Below are 15,274 nucleotides of genomic sequence, written 5' to 3' on the forward strand. Positions count from 1 at the left end.
AAACTAAACGACAGGAATTAGGAGTTTTTTGGTGGGTATTCACATGGTGCTGTGGGACTTTGATGGGACTCTTGCAGACAGTAGCAGCGATGTATGGCGCTCGCTTGTGTATGCTGCAAGTCTCGAAGGTGGCGAATTCCCAGCTGCGTTCATGCAGGACAACAGCAATCTGAGCGCCCCTATGAGGACCATTTTCAACCATGTGAATCCCCGCCCAAGCCCGAACAGGCTGGAAGCTTTCGAAAAGAACGTGAATACCCACTACCGGACCATAAATGATTTCCCCTCTACTCGGCTGTATCCGGGTATAGCAATCATTCTTGAAGAATTGAGATGCAAAGGCATAGGAAACGTAATCGTCACCATGAAGCCGAAACCAGCTCTTGAACGATTGCTGACCACCAAGGGCTGGGAGGACAAGTTCCAAGGGTGGATTACCCCTGAAGTGGCTTCAGGCCGAGAGATGACCAAGGAAGCCATGGTCTCGTATATTTTGGATCGATGGCACCTATCTGCGCAGGACTGCCTATTGATCGGTGATAGCCAGGCAGATATCAGGGCTGCTGCAACTCATGCAGTCAGGTCAGTAGGTGTGACCTATGGCGACGGTGACACCGAGCATCTTCTCGAGGCGAATCCGACTTATGTGGCTCACGAGGTAGTTGATTTGGCTTCGATTCTGAAGAAAGAAGTATGACATGTTTCAAGATTTCACTATCTGCATTAACACCAGATTCATTTTTGGACGAGGTGCTGAGGAACAAGTAGGTCGGGAGTTTGCAAAACTCGGGGTGCATAAGATCCTCATCCATCATGATGACGGCAGCTACCTGCAAACGACGGGTCTCCTGGATGCGATCAGGAAGAGCTGCGACCAGGCTGGTGTCAAATATGTCGAGCTAGGAGGCGTGCAGCCTAATCCCCGGTTGCAGAAGGTGCGAGAGGGCATTGAACTTGCCCGCCGCGAGGGGGTGGAAGGCGTTTTGGGCATCGGCGGCGGCAGCAGCATCGATTCCGCCAAGGCTATTGGTCTGGGACTGGCGAGTGACCGCGATGTCTGGGACTACTTCACTGGCATTGCTGAGCCTCAGGGGACGGTTCCGGTAGGTGCTGTTCTGACTTGCCCTGCAGCCGGCAGCGAGTCGAGTCAGGTAGCAGTAATAAACAACGAGGACGAGCATCGCAAGTTGCTGGTGAGCAATCCCGTTGTCCGCCCGGCTTTGGCTTTTATGGATCCGATGCTCTCCGAGTCTCTTCCAGCTTTCCCTACAGCTTGCGGGGTTGTGGATATGTTTTCGCATATCTGTGAGCGCTACTTCACCAAGGATGACACTTTCGGGCTCATAGATCGTATGTCTGAAGGCGCTCTTCGTACCTTGGTCGCCATTGGCCCTAAGTCAGTAGCAGACGGGAAAAACTATGAATACCGTGCGCAGATAATGTGGGCCTCGACAATAGCGCAGAACAACACCCTGGGGGTCGGTCGTGAGCAGGATTGGTCAACCCATACCATAGCCAACGAACTGAGCGCCCTTTATGACACCCCTCATGGTGCCACTCTCTCCATCATCATGGGGTCATGGATGAGGTACTGTATCAACAAGTCTCCTCGGCGCTTCGCTCGGTATGCCCAAGAAGTATTCGGCCTTCACGATGAGACCATGGATGTTACAGATCTGGCCTTGCGCGGCGTGACAGCAACCGAGAACTTCTTCACCTCGATGAGCATGCCGATTTCCTTTGCTGATTATTCGATTCCTGAAGACGGCATCGAGCAGATGCTGGACAATATCGACTTCTACGGACCTGACCAAGCAATAGGTTCCGTAGTCAGGTTGAACCGCGACGACTGCAGGGCGATTTTCCAAATGGCTTTGGGCCATGGCGTGGCTGCCGATTCCTCAAGGTCAGGCGGTGATGCCACCGCTTCTAAGGCGGAGTAAGAGATGAGGGAATCTGCGCTCGTGCGGCATGTGAGCCGATTCCCTATGACCAGTTTTCCATTAGACATCAAAGAAAAGGAGTGAACTGATGGCTAAACCTCTGATCATCGATACAGATCCTGGTATTGATGATGCCGCGGCAATTACCTTGCTGGTAGATGAGCCTGCTTTTGACATCAAGCTGATTGCCTCGGTATCCGGCAATGTGGGCATCGGACATACAACCAATAACGCTCTCAAGCTGCTGACTTTCCTAGGTAGGAGGATCCCTGTTGCTCGCGGTGCGGCTGCTCCGCTTATGAGAGACAACCGTTTTGCTACGGAAGCGCACGGCAAATCGGGTATGGGGTCTTTTGAGTTTCCCGAGCCTGACAATAGTCTGCTGACTGCCAATAACGCAGTTTTGGAAGAACGTCAGGTACTCATGGAGAGCACCGAACCCGTCACCATATTGACATTGGGACCCCTGACCAATATCGCTCTGCTTCTAGCGACATTCCCTGAGGTCAAAAGCCATATCGAGCGCATTGTCTCGATGGGCGGATCAACAGAACGCGGAAATATCGGAGTCTACGGCGAGTTCAACATCTCCGTTGACCCAGAAGCAGCCAAAATGGTCTTCCGTAGTGGACTTCCTATTACTATGGTCGGTCTGGATATTGGTCGAAAGGCTCACCTGGTTGCCAATGACCTGGATGCATTGGAAGCTTCAGGCGAAGTCGGCAAGATGGTCAGCTCCCTCTTCCGCTCTTACGACGGTGGCCACATCGAAGAGGGGATCAAGATGTATGATCCTTCGGCAGCTATGGTTCTGATCGAACCAGAACTGTTTACTATGCGCTCAGCCTTCGTCGATGTTGAAATTTCCAGTCCAATAACTTTGGGCGCGACCGCCGTCGACTATGACGGCATCCTCAGCGAGGAAAAGAACTTGGATGTTTGCGTGGATGTCGATGTGGACGGTTTCCGAAAGAGCTTCGTGGACCGCGCAGCGCGCGTTCAGCGACAATAAGTCTTTTCCAAGAGAAAATGAAAGGAAATTGAAAAATAATGAGTGAGTCAACTGTCTCCGAGGAGCAAAGGAACGGCACGCCCGTTCCCGAGGAGGGGACTCCGGAGTTCGCGAAAATGAACAAGATGGCCCGCGTGGCCATCCCGGTGGTCTTGATCATCTTCACCTTAGGCGTGCTCCAGCAGCAGGCCTTTGGCATGATCTACGTGAACATCGGCAAGCAGCTCAACCAGGCCAACCTGGCGCCGCTGATCACCTCCCTGCCAGGCATCATCCTGGGAATCGTCTGCGTCATCTACGGATCTCTGGGCGATTTCGTCTCCTTGAAGAAGATGATGATCCTGGGTACGATCGTCTTCGTGCTGGGGTCGATTCTGGGGTGCTTCGGTACCTTCAGCATCTGGATCGTCATCGCTGCCCGTGTGGTGCAGTCGGCCGGCTGGCAGGTTTCCGGATCCATCTTCCTGGTTCTGGTTTCCAAGTATGTGGAGAAAAAGAAGCGCGTGCTCTGGTATGGCGTCTTCGTTGCAGTCTTCCGCTTCGCCGCTGCCCTGGGAGTCTTCTTGGCTGGCTACATGACCCTGCTCGACTGGCGCTGGCTCTTCGGCGTGGGCATCGTGGCCGTCTTCTTCATTCCCGTGCTGGCCAAGAACCTGCCTGACCAGCATGCCGCTGGCGCCAAGATCGATGGAATCGGCTTCACGCTGATTGGACTGTTCGCCGCTTCGGTGACCATGTTCTTCACTGATATCAACTGGGGCTGGGGCATCGCCTGCATCGTGACCCTGGTGGCCTTCCTGGTTTACGTCAACAAGGCCAGCAACCCCTTCATCACACCGAAGATGCTGACCAACCCCGCCTTCGCCATGACTATGACCGTCATCTTCGTCGGTTACTTCTTCAGCTATACTCTGAACGCCGGCGTCAACGCCATTGGTCTGAACGTCTACGGCATCGACTCCTCCAAGGTCTCCAACCTGTTGGTCTGGTCCATCATCCTGGCTGGCATCATGGGATTCGCAGCCGGGCCGATCATCCAGAAGATCGGGCGCAAGGCTTCGGTCATCCTGGCTCTGGCCTGCATGGGTGGCGGCCTGATCGCCATCGCCTTCCTGATCCCCGCTGGCAAGATCTGGGCCTTGGCCGTTGCACCCTGCATCTACTACTTCGGCACCTCCTTCTTCTACCAGCCAATCGTTGACACGGCGACTCTGACCGTGGAGCCTGAGGAGTCCGGCCGTGCGCTAGGCTTCAACGACCTTCTCCAGGCCATAACCGGTTCCATTGGCGTGTCGCTCTTTGGCCAACTCATGGCCAACGGTTCCATGGGTTCGGGCAGCCTGGCTGGCACCAAGCAGGGCCTGGCATCGACTTACGCCAACGTCTTCATGATTGGCGGCGTGATCATTCTGCTGGGCATGGTGCTCTTCATCTGCTCCATGAAGATGATCTACAGCCACTCACGCGTGGCTGCGGACGAAGGCTGATCCTTAACAGCACAAACAAGAACCGGGCATGGGACGAATTCCCGTACCCGGTTCTTGTCTATACCAATGAATGACTCCAAGACTGATTCAGTTGGTAAGCGATGACTTGAACTTGATATTGGATTAGATCAGGTGATCGGCATCTCCTAATACTGCGATCATTTACTAATCTGCACATCCAACCAATTACTGCTACTGGCTTTTCGAGAAAGCTACAGAGTAATTGATCTGGTATTTTTCTGGCCTGTTGGGTTCTGCAAACCAGGATGAAACGAATACCAAATATTTGTTTGGTGTTTAGGTATTACCCGGTCAAGCACAGATCACCCCCCCCCCACCTCCTCATACAGCGCTATTGCGCGGAGAGGAGGAGGGGGTTCGGATCAACCTTTCACGGCTCCTGCAAGAACACCTTTGATAATGTACTTCTGACAAATAAGGTAAAACACCACAATGGGAATGATGGCTAAAACCAGACAGGCCATCATCGCTCCCATATCCACTGATCCGAAACTTCCTTTCAATTGCTGGATCGCCACGCTCAAGGTTCTGAACCTCCGTAGATCCAATGTGAGGTAGGGAAGAAGGAAGTCATTCCATATCCACATAGCCTCGAGGATGGCCACTGAAATGATTGAGGGCCTCATTATCGGTACCACGATACCGAAGAAGATGCGTGGCACGCTGGCACCGTCTATCATTGCCGATTCCTCGAGCTCGACAGGGATTCCCTTCACCACACCGGTGAACATAAATACCGCCAAGCCTGCGCCAAATCCTAGATACACTATCCACAGTCCCCAAGGCGAATTCAGCCCTAGAGTGTCTGAGAGTTTGGACAAGGTGAACATGACCAATTGGAAGGGTACGGCCATATTCGAGAGAAACAGCAAATAGAGTATCTTCGCAGCCCAGTTGTGCACGCGTACTATCCACCATGCACACATGGAGGTGCACAATAGAATCAGCAGCACCGATCCAATTGTGACAACGACTGTCCAGGTAAAACTCGACAGGAAATCAGTCTGTTCTATGCCTCGGTTGAAGTTATCAAAACCGGCAAATAGCTCGCCAGTTGGCAGAGCAAATGTGTCGTGTGTTATGTAAGAGCGCTGCTTGAAGGCATTCACCACAACCAGTGCTATCGGAAAGATCCACAATAGGCTTACGAGGCTGAAAAACACTGTCCAGATTGCAGGATGTCTGACTTTCCCATTCATGCTGTAACCTCTTTACTCGTGGTAAGTCGATTCTGGATGATCGCGATGGCAGCCACGATGACAAAAAAGATGACTGCTTTAGCTTGACCGACGCCCTCAAACCCAGGACGCCCGTAGAATGTCCTATAGATATTGAGTGCCAGCATTTCAGACGAATTCGATGGGGCCCCATTCGTCAGAGCGAGGTTCTGGTCGAACAGCTTGAATCCGTTGGTGACCGTGAGAAAGGTGCAAACGGTAATAGAAGGCATCATCAGGGGGATGGTGATGTGAAAGAGCGTTTGCCGCCCATTGGCACCATCGACTTGGGCGGCCTCAATAACATCACCTGGCAAACTCTGAAGACCCGAGATGTAGATGATCATCATATAGCCGATCTGTTGCCAGCAATATAGGATCACTAACCCCCAGAATCCGTAGACTCCGGAATACGTGATGGATCTACCCCAATGTGCAAGAATGCCGTTCAACAGCAGCATCCAGATGTATCCCAAAATGATGCCGCCAATCAGATTAGGCATAAAAAAGACCGAACGGAAGATGTTGGCACCACGAATATTGGTGGTCAGCAAATACGCCACGGCGAAGCCTAGGATATTGATGATCAAGGTCGTGACTACCGTAAAGGCTACAGTAAAGATCAGAGCATGCCAGAACTCTGGATCACTGAGCGCAGCTGCATAATTATGAATTCCTATGAACTTCGCATCCGTCACGGTGGCAAAACGGCAGAAGCTCAGGATAATGCTCATGACGAATGGAACAAGGAATCCAATTACAAAGGCCGCAAAAGTTGGCAAAGCGAACAGGGCCCACCATTTGCGGACTGATTTTCCAGCCATAGAAAGCATATAAACTCCAATGTCGAAACAGTATCAACGCAAATTGCCGCTTTGAGGAGCGGCGAGTATGGCCTAGTAATGTCCTTCGTCGGCTCCTGATAGCACTAGGGGAACCGACGAAGGAGATACCGGGGCCTGCTGAAATCAGTGGGTTATCTTGTATTCAGATGACCAGCCGTCTACAAAAGCAGTCTTTACATTGCTCCAGTCTTTGGTCCCCTGAGCATATTCAAGCATGGCGTTTCCCAAGGTGCTGACCCACTGCTGAGACGGAAGAGGATAGATGACAACATCATAATTGCCGGCTTTTGCATAAGCATCGTTGGCGCGATGAATGGGGTTCGCTGTTTTAAACCCTGCCTTTGCATATGACTTGAACGGGGTTTCGAAGCCCATCTCCTCCGATGTGTATTTACGCGCATCATTGTCGTTGAGAATGTAATCCATCCATTCCTTGGTGGCTTTCTTATCCTTGTCGGATGCGTTCTTATTCATAGCCCAGTACTCAAAGCTGACGGTGAGACCTTCTTTTTCCTCGCCCTTGACGCCGATATAAATAGGGAGTACACCCATATCCTCATCTGCGACACCCTGACCACGCAGCTGTTTATACGCCCAAGTCCCAGTTTGAATAAAAACCGCCTTCTTGAGATTGAAGTCAGAGTATGCATCCTCCATAGTGGCACCGGCCAGTTGTGTAGGAGCTACGGTTGCATCCTTGAGATACAAATCAAAAATATCTTTGAAGTTAGACATATATTTTCCGGAGATCTTCGCAGGAATAGTGTCGGTCTTCTGATCTTTGTATTCGTAATAGACGGGAATATGTGCGGTTTGATCACTGAATCTGTGCATGGAGCTGGGGTCGAAGCCTGCGGAGGTGAAGGCACCGGATACGCCTAAGTCGTTCTTATGTTCCTGAATTTCGTCTGCAACGGTCTTTAATGCTTTGAAGTTGTTTATCTTGTCCACCGACTTGATTGTTGACCAGCTTGCATCAAAGTATTTTTTCAGCAGTGCTTTGTTATAAATCAGCCCGTACCGTTCCATGATGAAGGGAACAGCACTGACCTTGCCCTCGCTCTTCAGCGCAAATTCCTTTTTGGTGAGGTCTTTATATGGATTCGTGTCAGACATGTCATCGCAGTAACTGGTCCAATTCGGGAAGTTGTTGTTATCAACATCGAATAATGTCGGCGCTTTCGACTTAGCAAGTTCTCCTTTGAGCGACTGTTCATACTGATCTGATGATGCGGATGTGATGTCGACTGTTATTCCTGTCTTCTTGGTGAAGCGCTTGGCCAGTTCCTTGTATTGGCCAACTTGTTCGACTTTCATGCTGTGGTAATAGACATGTCCTTTCCCTGAATTATCGGCTTTGGATGCATTGCCACAAGCCGATAGCGTTCCGCCTGATAAAGCGAGCGCCATTACGAGAGCCAGTATGGTTGTGCTCTTTTTCATAATTCCTCCATTTGTTGGGTATAACTTCCTCGTTATAATTGTCTGTTCTAAAGCTGGATAAGCGCTTAAGCAAATAGTGCAATGACCTTATTGGGTCTAAATTTACATGGCTTATTGTCTATCGCACCCCTTCTTAAGCCCTCTTGCTATTCGGGTATTTGACAGGTTCAACGCCCCGTCAGTCACAAACACATCGAGTGAATCGCCAAAGTGGCGGTATACGCGAGCGTTCAGCGCTACGCCATTGACATAGATGGTCATTATGGTGTCGTCCACAATGATTTGAATATGGTTTGGTCGATTTGATTCCAAGCGCAACGGTCTTTCCATGCCAATGTCCATGTAATTAAACCAAGGATAATTCGGGTTGGCTGCGAATCGCAGGAAGCCCTGCTGCACATGGAAAGCAAACTGATAGCTTTGTTCGGTCTCCTCGTTTGCATATAGCCTGAAGCCAAAGGTTCGGGTGCCATCGGAAAACTCTACGTCCGTTTCAAAAGCAAAGATGTCGCCACAGGACGGACTGAGAGCCTTTGCAATCTGCTTTCCATCCCCTCTGATACACATATTATTAATTTTTTGGGCTGGGTTAAAAGCGTTGCAGAGGCTGTTCAGCGGCTTTGCGCCGAGGCTGCCATCGGGGCGCTGGTAGAGCTCATGAGGGACAAAAGTACCTCCCCACTCATAATTATGCGTATCGTCATTGCCGATTTTGGTCGGAACCCAGCCAAAAAGCACTCTGTGACCGTTGAGAGCGAAAGTACGGCCGGCATAATATGCGCTACCGTCGAATGCATCGTCGTAGGGTGTCAGCCATGGTCCATCAAGACTTCTGGACATTCGATAAACCATGCCGTGCTTATTGCTGTATTCGGTTACGATGTGATACCACCAGTCACCCATTTTGAACAGATCAGGCATTTCGTGCATTGTAAACAGACCTGGTGCCCAAAAATCACCTTCGAACTTCCAGTGCTTCAGATCGTTCGATGTGAATTTGACAGTCCGTCCTGTCTGCGCGGTCTTCGGGCCTTTCTTTCGAGCTCCCAGAATTAACAGATAGCGCTTATGGTCTTCATCCCGAATAACCATGGGATCGCGCCACTCGTCTACGTCGTACCCTTCCTGAGGGGATAATTTGAGGCTCTCATGACTTTTGCTCCAGTGGTACAAATCATCGCTCACGGCATGCATCAACACCTGGGAGGCTTTGCCTGCAGCTGGATAATCCTTGTTATAGCCCGTATAAAAAGCGTGGTACTGCCCCTCCCCATAGAACACGCTTCCCGCATAGATGAACTGATCCTGTTCGTCGTCAGAACCTCTGGGAATGGCAGTGCCACAATCCTGATAGTGGACAAAGTCTTCAGTGGTGGCTAGAGACCAGCCAAAAGGTTGCCCGAAGGGCTCAGGCTGTCTTGTGTCGCGTTGATGAAAAAGGAAGAACTTGTTTCCCTTGCCGAAGGGCATGCAGTCTCCGAACCAAGTACCAGGGAATTGGTAATAGAGCTTGTTCATGAAATCCTTTCTAGCGAGAATATGAACAAGTACCTAACATGTTCACTCCGCTGTGACTGTCTATGTTTAAGCGCTTCAGCAATCCTATGTTAGAACACGAGCGCTGTCAAATAGGGAATACCTGCGCAGTCTTTTTCCGAGAGCTGTTTGCTCTAGTGATGAATTACCTGATTGGAGGGGAAGACTGAATCGCGCACGATGATTGGACAAGTGACGTGAATAATCTTGCGCTTGGTTTGGCTCGTTTCATCAGTTTGTGGCTTTACTTGCTCGGTGCTCTCGAGCAGAGTTCTGATGCCTAGTACGCCTAGCTCATATTGAGGAAGTGCAACCGTCGTTAATGCAGGATGCAAATGCGCTGAAATAACCTCCTGATTGTCAAAACCAACAATAGATATATCGTCGGGGACTTTGAGCCCCCTCTCATGTAGGGCGTCATAAAGACCCATTGCCATGCGATCATTGTGGCAGAAGACAGCGGTGGCCTTAGTGGCAAGCACTGCTTCTATGGAGCGGTAGCCGCCCTCCTGATTGCTTGGAGCCCTTATTATTGTTGACGGATCAAATTGCACTCCGTAGGACGACAGGGCTTGCCGGTATCCTTCCAACCTTCCAATGGCAGCAGGAGAAGAATCGATGTCATTGACGAAGGCAATACGGCGATGCCCGGCTTTTAATAGAATTTCAGTTGCCGATCGACCTCCCTGGATCTCGTTAGGAACCACAGCGGGATATTGTCTGCGCCTGTCAAAACAATTCACCAGTACGGAATTGACCTGGCGCAGTTCTTTTGGTGGTTCAACGGCGTGATGCACCCATGTTGAATATACGATTCCTTCAACCTGTCTTTCCATCATGAAGGCAAAGGTCTCTTTTTCGATGCGTTTATCGCCGTTGGTGTCTACAACCAGGAGGATTTTGCCATTCTGCCAAGCCTCAGCCTGCGCCCCTCGAATTACTTGACCGGCAAAGGGCGAAGTTGCTACTCCGTCACTGATGAAGCCAATTGAATCGGATTGCCCGCGGGCCAACCCTCTTGCTAAGGCATTTTGTCTGTATCCAAGGCTCACTGCTACTTTTCGTACTCGTTGCCTTGTCTCTTGGGGGATTCTTGCATCCTTGCTATCGTTGATAGCCCACGAAGCTGTAGCAATAGAAACGCCTGCTGCCTTTGCGACATCTTGAAGTGTAACCATGATTAGTAATCCTAACGCCGGTTGTTCTGATTGTTTTTAGCTCCTTAACTACGCCATACGATAAATTACTGGTTTCCATTCTCTGCCTATACCGCGAAGGGATGTTCGATCGAGGATGAGTGGTCTTGGCTGATTCTGAATTTACCATTAGCAGTGTTTTATCATGCTGCTAGGTAGATGCCCATATGTTTCAGCTAAACGTCTTGAAAGAACTCTAGACCTGCTGGTTTCATACGACTTTGCAAAATAAAGATGTTCTTATTCAATTAGCAATATCGTACATTCTTAAAAATTATTAAATAATTACAGCGCTGTACGACGACTGGACTAGGAGAGAATCATGAGGGAGCTTCCTTGAGGGTGTATTGGTTCTCATTTCTAAGTTCAGGCTCACTCGATGCTGTGTCCATGTATAGGATCTAAAGCCTGATAATAGGCAGCAACTTGTTTACGCAAAAGAAGCGTAAATTGTTTTAAACTAAGATCATCGAATTTTGAATTCGTTCAGATGCTTGGCATGTATCTTCTTCTGGTTGCATGTTCGATCGAGGATGCTTGTCTGTCAGCTCTTGCCTCATGCCTGGGTAAAGCCCCATTCCGATATTGCCGTGCACCTCAGTATTCATATTCGGGGCCGCTCTGGCGTCTCCTTAGGTCAATGGCGCTGACAGGGGCATAAGTCATGTTTCAGAAACTCAACAATATTGGGCTTAGATAAGCTGGAGATAGTCCTCGTCGGCTGGAATTTCAATTAGCAGCAATCGGTGTTCCTGACACAAGACACATTGTCGCTAAGCCAGCGGATTTCGGAGCTAGCACCGACCTCTATTGAAATGGACAGATTACGTCCGAATTATGGACTCCGGCTGGGCGTTTGCATCCGGGTGCTCTAGCATCGTGGCCATGGAGAAAACGACATCACTGGAGCCTTGGTTGCTCAAGGGTGTCTTCTTCTATGTCGATGCTCGATGGCGTTGATGTTGTAGCCGGTTCTTCTGCTGATTCCTGTATTCGCCTCGGTATTTGAGGTTGTTCTTGTATTATCTGCGGACATAGATCCATGGGAAATTCATATCCATGACCTGCCGAATCGGCACCAAGTGAGGTTTCACTGCCATTTTCAGACCGCAGCATTCGACCTAGGAAGTGTCCTTATGACCATCAATGCAACCATGGAATCCCACAAATTCGTCAGCGATCTTGACGCCTTGTTCATATACAGGCGTTTGCGCACCAGGTATCGGGAGGATCAGCTCTTCCTCCTGGAGTCCCTGAGCGGTCCCGATCCGGACAGGAACCGTTCGGTGATTGGATTCGAGCCCATGTTGACCCTGAGCGTGACGGACCACGTTATGACCATTGATCCGCTGGGTAACGTACAGCTGGCAGGTCTGTTGGAGGCCTTCGGCCGGATTGAGCAGGGGGTGGTTCACCATCCGGTCCCCGACATCCAGGAGGTGTTCGCGGTGCTGAGGGGGATTGAGTCCTCCTTCGCCGTCAGCGGCGGCCATGAAGGCCCCTTCGGGATGGGATGGTTCGGCTACTTCGGATATGACACCATTTTCATGATTGAGGACCTGGAAGAGCGCATTCCCAGGGATGCGGCCCTGCCGGTCATCTCGCTGACCCTCTACCGGGGAATCATCACCCTGGACCTGAAGGCTGGCGGCCACTGCGCCACGCTGATCCATCTGAGCGGCGACCCTGGCGGGTACGACATCCGGGGTGGTCAGGGAAGCGGGGAAAGCGACAGCCTGATAGGGCTGGAAGGCGCGGGTGGCATTGAGCGCAGCAGGCTTGACGGGCAGTCGGAGGGGAAGAGCGTTGGGTATGTGTCCATTCGGTTCGCGGAAGTACTTGGCCTGCTGCGGTCTGACGCTCCCCTTGCGGAAGACCTTGCCCGGACCGATGCAGGGTCTGAGGATGCCGGATCGAACTTCCCTTACAGGGCCCATGACACGATTGACCGGGACCTCTTCTATCGGTGGTTTGCCAAAGGCAAGGAGCACATAGCCCAGGGAGATGTGTACCAGCTCCAGCTCGGGCATGAGATTCAGGTGGACTCCAGGATTCCGCCCTTCCAGGTCTACCAGCGACTGCGCCGGCAGGACCCGTCCCCCTATATGTACTATTTCGTGACTCCCCAAGGGGTGCATGTCATCGGCGCCAGCCCCGAGCTCTTCATCGGGCTGACCCCCGATGGTGACATAACCCTGAGGCCCATCGCCGGAACTGTCGGCAATCCCGGAGATGATGAGGCCCGACAGGCGGCCATCAGGCAGCTGACCGGCGACCCCAAGGAACGGGCCGAGCACCTGATGCTGGTGGATTTGGGGCGCAACGACGTAGCCAGGTGCTGCACACCCGAATCCTTGGAGGTGGACCGGCTGATGACCACCGAGGTTTACTCCCACGTCATTCATATGGTCTCGGACGTGGTCGGTCGAATTCGGCCTGGCCTGGACAAGTACGACGTCTTCTCTGCCGCCTTCCCCGCCGGCACCATGACAGGAACCCCCAAGGTGCGCGCCGTGGAGATCATCGAGGAGACCGAGGTCAGTTCGCGCGGGGTATACGCCGGAGCGGTGGGTTTCCTCGGATTCGACGGTCAGGTCCTGACGGCGCTGTGCATAAGGACGGCCTCCTACCATTCGGGCAGGTACCACCTGCGCGCCTCGGCCGGAATCGTCGAGGACTCCAAGCCTGAGAGCGAGTGGCAGGAGACCATGAAGAAGATGAGCTCGGCCTATCTGGCCATCACCGGAAAGGAGCTGGCCCATGAGAGTCTTGCTGGTTGATGCCTTCGACAGTTTCGTCTATGTGGTCAAGAACTACGTGGACCTGTTGGGCGCCGATACGACCATTGTCCGGGTGAACCATCTTGCCGAGGTGGACCCACTCACCTTCGATGCGGTCATTCTGGGCCCCGGACCGGGTCATCCGGAGGACTGCGGCTACCTGGAACTTCTGGACCAGGTGGCAGGACGGAAGCCGGTTTTCGGCATCTGCCTGGGCATGCAGGCCATCGCAGTACATGCCGGAGCCCAGGTGGTCAGGGCCTCAAGTCGCCAGCACGGTAAGGTGAGCCGGATAAGAAACGACGGGAGGGGCTGCTTCACAGGGTTGCCCGACACCTTTGAGGTGACCAGGTACCATTCCCTGGTTGCCGATGAGGCCTCGGTCAAGCAGGTCGCGGACCTGGAAATCAGCGCGCGCTCGCTTTTGGACGGGTATGTGATGGGCCTGAGACGGGGGCGATCGCTCATGGAGGGTGTCCAATTCCACCCCGAGAGCATCGGCAGCCAGTATGGTCACCAGGTGATTGGCAACTTCTTCCGGGAATACTGCGGCTGATTTGACAGGGACTGTCTCATCAGAACCGGACCGGGTTGTTTTCCTTGCAATCTGCTATGCAACAAGCAAGTCCTGTGACCTGTCTGCGTAAGTCCAGCAAGATGCTGCAGCGGATTCAATTCGGCAGCCCGTGACCTGAAACTCACACGGTCAGGGGAACTCGTGCGACCGCTCTCTGAACTCATAGGTCAGGGAAGACAGAGGTGGGTGGCCACACGCGTGTGAGGTTCGGCGGTCAGGACATTTCGCTGCGGCCCTGGCGCCAATATCCCATGAAAGAGACGTTGCGCCGGTCCATTCCTCGGTCTCTGACCAGCATGCGCCTCAGTTCGCGGACAGTGGCTGCCTCTCCGGCGATCCAGGCGTACAGGTCGTCGGCATGAATGGAGGCATCGGCTTGGGCGGCATCGGCAGTCTCCCAGAGCAGCTCCTTATCGATATCGACCTCTGTGAATTTCTCAGAGGAGCCAGCGACTAGAACCGTAGGCGAATGGATCGGCAGGTCCTCCAGGAGGCTGCGCATGGTTTCGATAAGGGCATGCCCATGCCCGGATTCGTCGCAGGTCGTCCAAATGACGCGGATTCCTGCGTGCTCGGGCAGCGGAAGACGATCCTCTTCGGTCGGGACCTCGATCAATGCCACCCCGTCACCCTGCCAGTGGTCGCGGATCAGGCTGTCCATTATGGCCGCGATGGCTGGTACTGCCGTCTCGTCGCCTACCAGGAGAAGATGTCTGGATTGCCCCGGGTGAAAGTCCATCCCCGCAACCGGTCCTCCGGCTTGTGCATTCGGGCCGATGATAATGGCCTGGTCGCCAGGTTTGGCAGCCTCTGCGAAGGCTCCAGCCGGGCCGGCATGATCGTGGATGACGAAGTCCACATCGATTTGCTCGCTCTCGTGCTTGACCTTGCGAACCGTATAGGTGCGCAGGGGATTGCGGCGCTCTGCGGGTAGGGTCCTCCACTTTTGGTACCAGGCAAGCGGATCTTCGGGGGACGCTTCGAAGAATGAAGGGGCCGGAAGTGAACCGTCTGGGAGGGGCAAGAGGATTTTGATTCGTTCATCGTACCCAGCATCTGCAAAATTCTGTAAATCTGGCCCCTGAAAGACAATTCGTTTGAAATGGGGAGAGAGCGTCTCTGCTCTGGCTACGGTGACGCGGAAGGGGATCAAGGGTACAGGACGACTGGCTTGGTGTTCCATGGCTGGCTCTCTTTCGGTTGGGGTTTATGGGTTG

General features: G+C 52.5%; 12 protein-coding genes. 6 read left to right on the top strand and 6 right to left on the bottom strand.

Annotation, left to right across the window (positions count from 1 at the left end):
* The first annotated feature begins 31 nt into the window (after positions 1 to 31).
* The 4 genes from FPK30_RS00560 to FPK30_RS00575 all read left to right on the top strand — a co-directional run bounded on the left by FPK30_RS00560 (position 32) and on the right by FPK30_RS00575 (position 4,442).
* Positions 32 to 697 carry an HAD family hydrolase gene (locus tag FPK30_RS00560; protein ID WP_144084874.1) on the top strand — a complete coding sequence of 222 codons (666 nt, stop codon included), beginning with the start codon at positions 32 to 34 and terminating at the stop codon, positions 695 to 697.
* Position 698: 1 nt separating this feature from the next.
* A complete protein-coding gene (locus tag FPK30_RS00565) occupies positions 699 to 1,943 on the top strand; it encodes an iron-containing alcohol dehydrogenase (protein ID WP_144084875.1) in 1,245 nt (414 codons plus the stop codon).
* A gap of 88 nt (positions 1,944 to 2,031) precedes the next feature.
* Entirely contained in the window at positions 2,032 to 2,955 is a 924-nt protein-coding gene (locus FPK30_RS00570) for a nucleoside hydrolase (protein WP_198189387.1), read from the top strand.
* 38 nt (positions 2,956 to 2,993) lie between these two features.
* Complete coding sequence (locus FPK30_RS00575; protein WP_144084877.1) at positions 2,994 to 4,442, top strand: MFS transporter; 1,449 nt, start codon at positions 2,994 to 2,996, stop codon at positions 4,440 to 4,442.
* 383 nt (positions 4,443 to 4,825) lie between these two features.
* On the opposite strand, the gene FPK30_RS00580 is transcribed toward FPK30_RS00575, so the two are convergent.
* The 5 genes from FPK30_RS00580 to FPK30_RS00600 form a co-directional block, all read right to left on the bottom strand.
* Positions 4,826 to 5,662, bottom strand: coding sequence for a carbohydrate ABC transporter permease (locus FPK30_RS00580; protein ID WP_144084878.1), 837 nt, complete (start codon positions 5,660 to 5,662; stop codon positions 4,826 to 4,828).
* Positions 5,659 to 6,513, bottom strand: a complete 855-nt coding sequence (locus FPK30_RS00585) for a carbohydrate ABC transporter permease (protein WP_144084879.1) — start codon at positions 6,511 to 6,513, stop codon at positions 5,659 to 5,661. The genes FPK30_RS00580 and FPK30_RS00585 overlap by 4 nt, the downstream gene beginning before the upstream one ends.
* Before the next feature lie 135 nt (positions 6,514 to 6,648).
* Positions 6,649 to 7,968, bottom strand: a complete 1,320-nt coding sequence (locus FPK30_RS00590; protein ID WP_144084880.1) for an ABC transporter substrate-binding protein — start codon at positions 7,966 to 7,968, stop codon at positions 6,649 to 6,651.
* A gap of 111 nt (positions 7,969 to 8,079) precedes the next feature.
* The gene (locus FPK30_RS00595) at positions 8,080 to 9,486 is read right to left on the bottom strand and encodes a glycoside hydrolase family 32 protein (RefSeq protein WP_144084881.1); all 1,407 of its coding nucleotides are present in this window, start codon (positions 9,484 to 9,486) and stop codon (positions 8,080 to 8,082) included.
* 152 nt (positions 9,487 to 9,638) lie between these two features.
* Positions 9,639 to 10,682 (bottom strand): LacI family DNA-binding transcriptional regulator, encoded by a 1,044-nt coding sequence (locus FPK30_RS00600; protein ID WP_144084882.1) that lies wholly within the window; start codon positions 10,680 to 10,682, stop codon positions 9,639 to 9,641.
* A 1,154-nt stretch (positions 10,683 to 11,836) separates the two neighbouring features.
* Between FPK30_RS00600 and FPK30_RS00605 the strand changes: the two genes are divergently transcribed.
* Positions 11,837 to 13,480 (top strand): anthranilate synthase component I family protein, encoded by a 1,644-nt coding sequence (locus FPK30_RS00605; protein ID WP_144084883.1) that lies wholly within the window; start codon positions 11,837 to 11,839, stop codon positions 13,478 to 13,480.
* Positions 13,461 to 14,036 carry an anthranilate synthase component II gene (locus tag FPK30_RS00610; protein WP_144084884.1) on the top strand — a complete coding sequence of 192 codons (576 nt, stop codon included), beginning with the start codon at positions 13,461 to 13,463 and terminating at the stop codon, positions 14,034 to 14,036. Before FPK30_RS00605 ends, FPK30_RS00610 begins: the two co-directional genes overlap by 20 nt.
* A gap of 235 nt (positions 14,037 to 14,271) precedes the next feature.
* Here the strand turns inward: FPK30_RS00610 and FPK30_RS00615 are convergent, their stop codons facing one another.
* Complete coding sequence (locus FPK30_RS00615) at positions 14,272 to 15,240, bottom strand: siderophore-interacting protein (protein WP_144084885.1); 969 nt, start codon at positions 15,238 to 15,240, stop codon at positions 14,272 to 14,274.
* Positions 15,241 to 15,274 lie beyond the last annotated feature (34 nt).

The sequence above is a fragment of the Bifidobacterium apousia genome (genome assembly GCF_007559275.1).
Taxonomy (GTDB): domain Bacteria; phylum Actinomycetota; class Actinomycetes; order Actinomycetales; family Bifidobacteriaceae; genus Bombiscardovia; species Bombiscardovia apousia.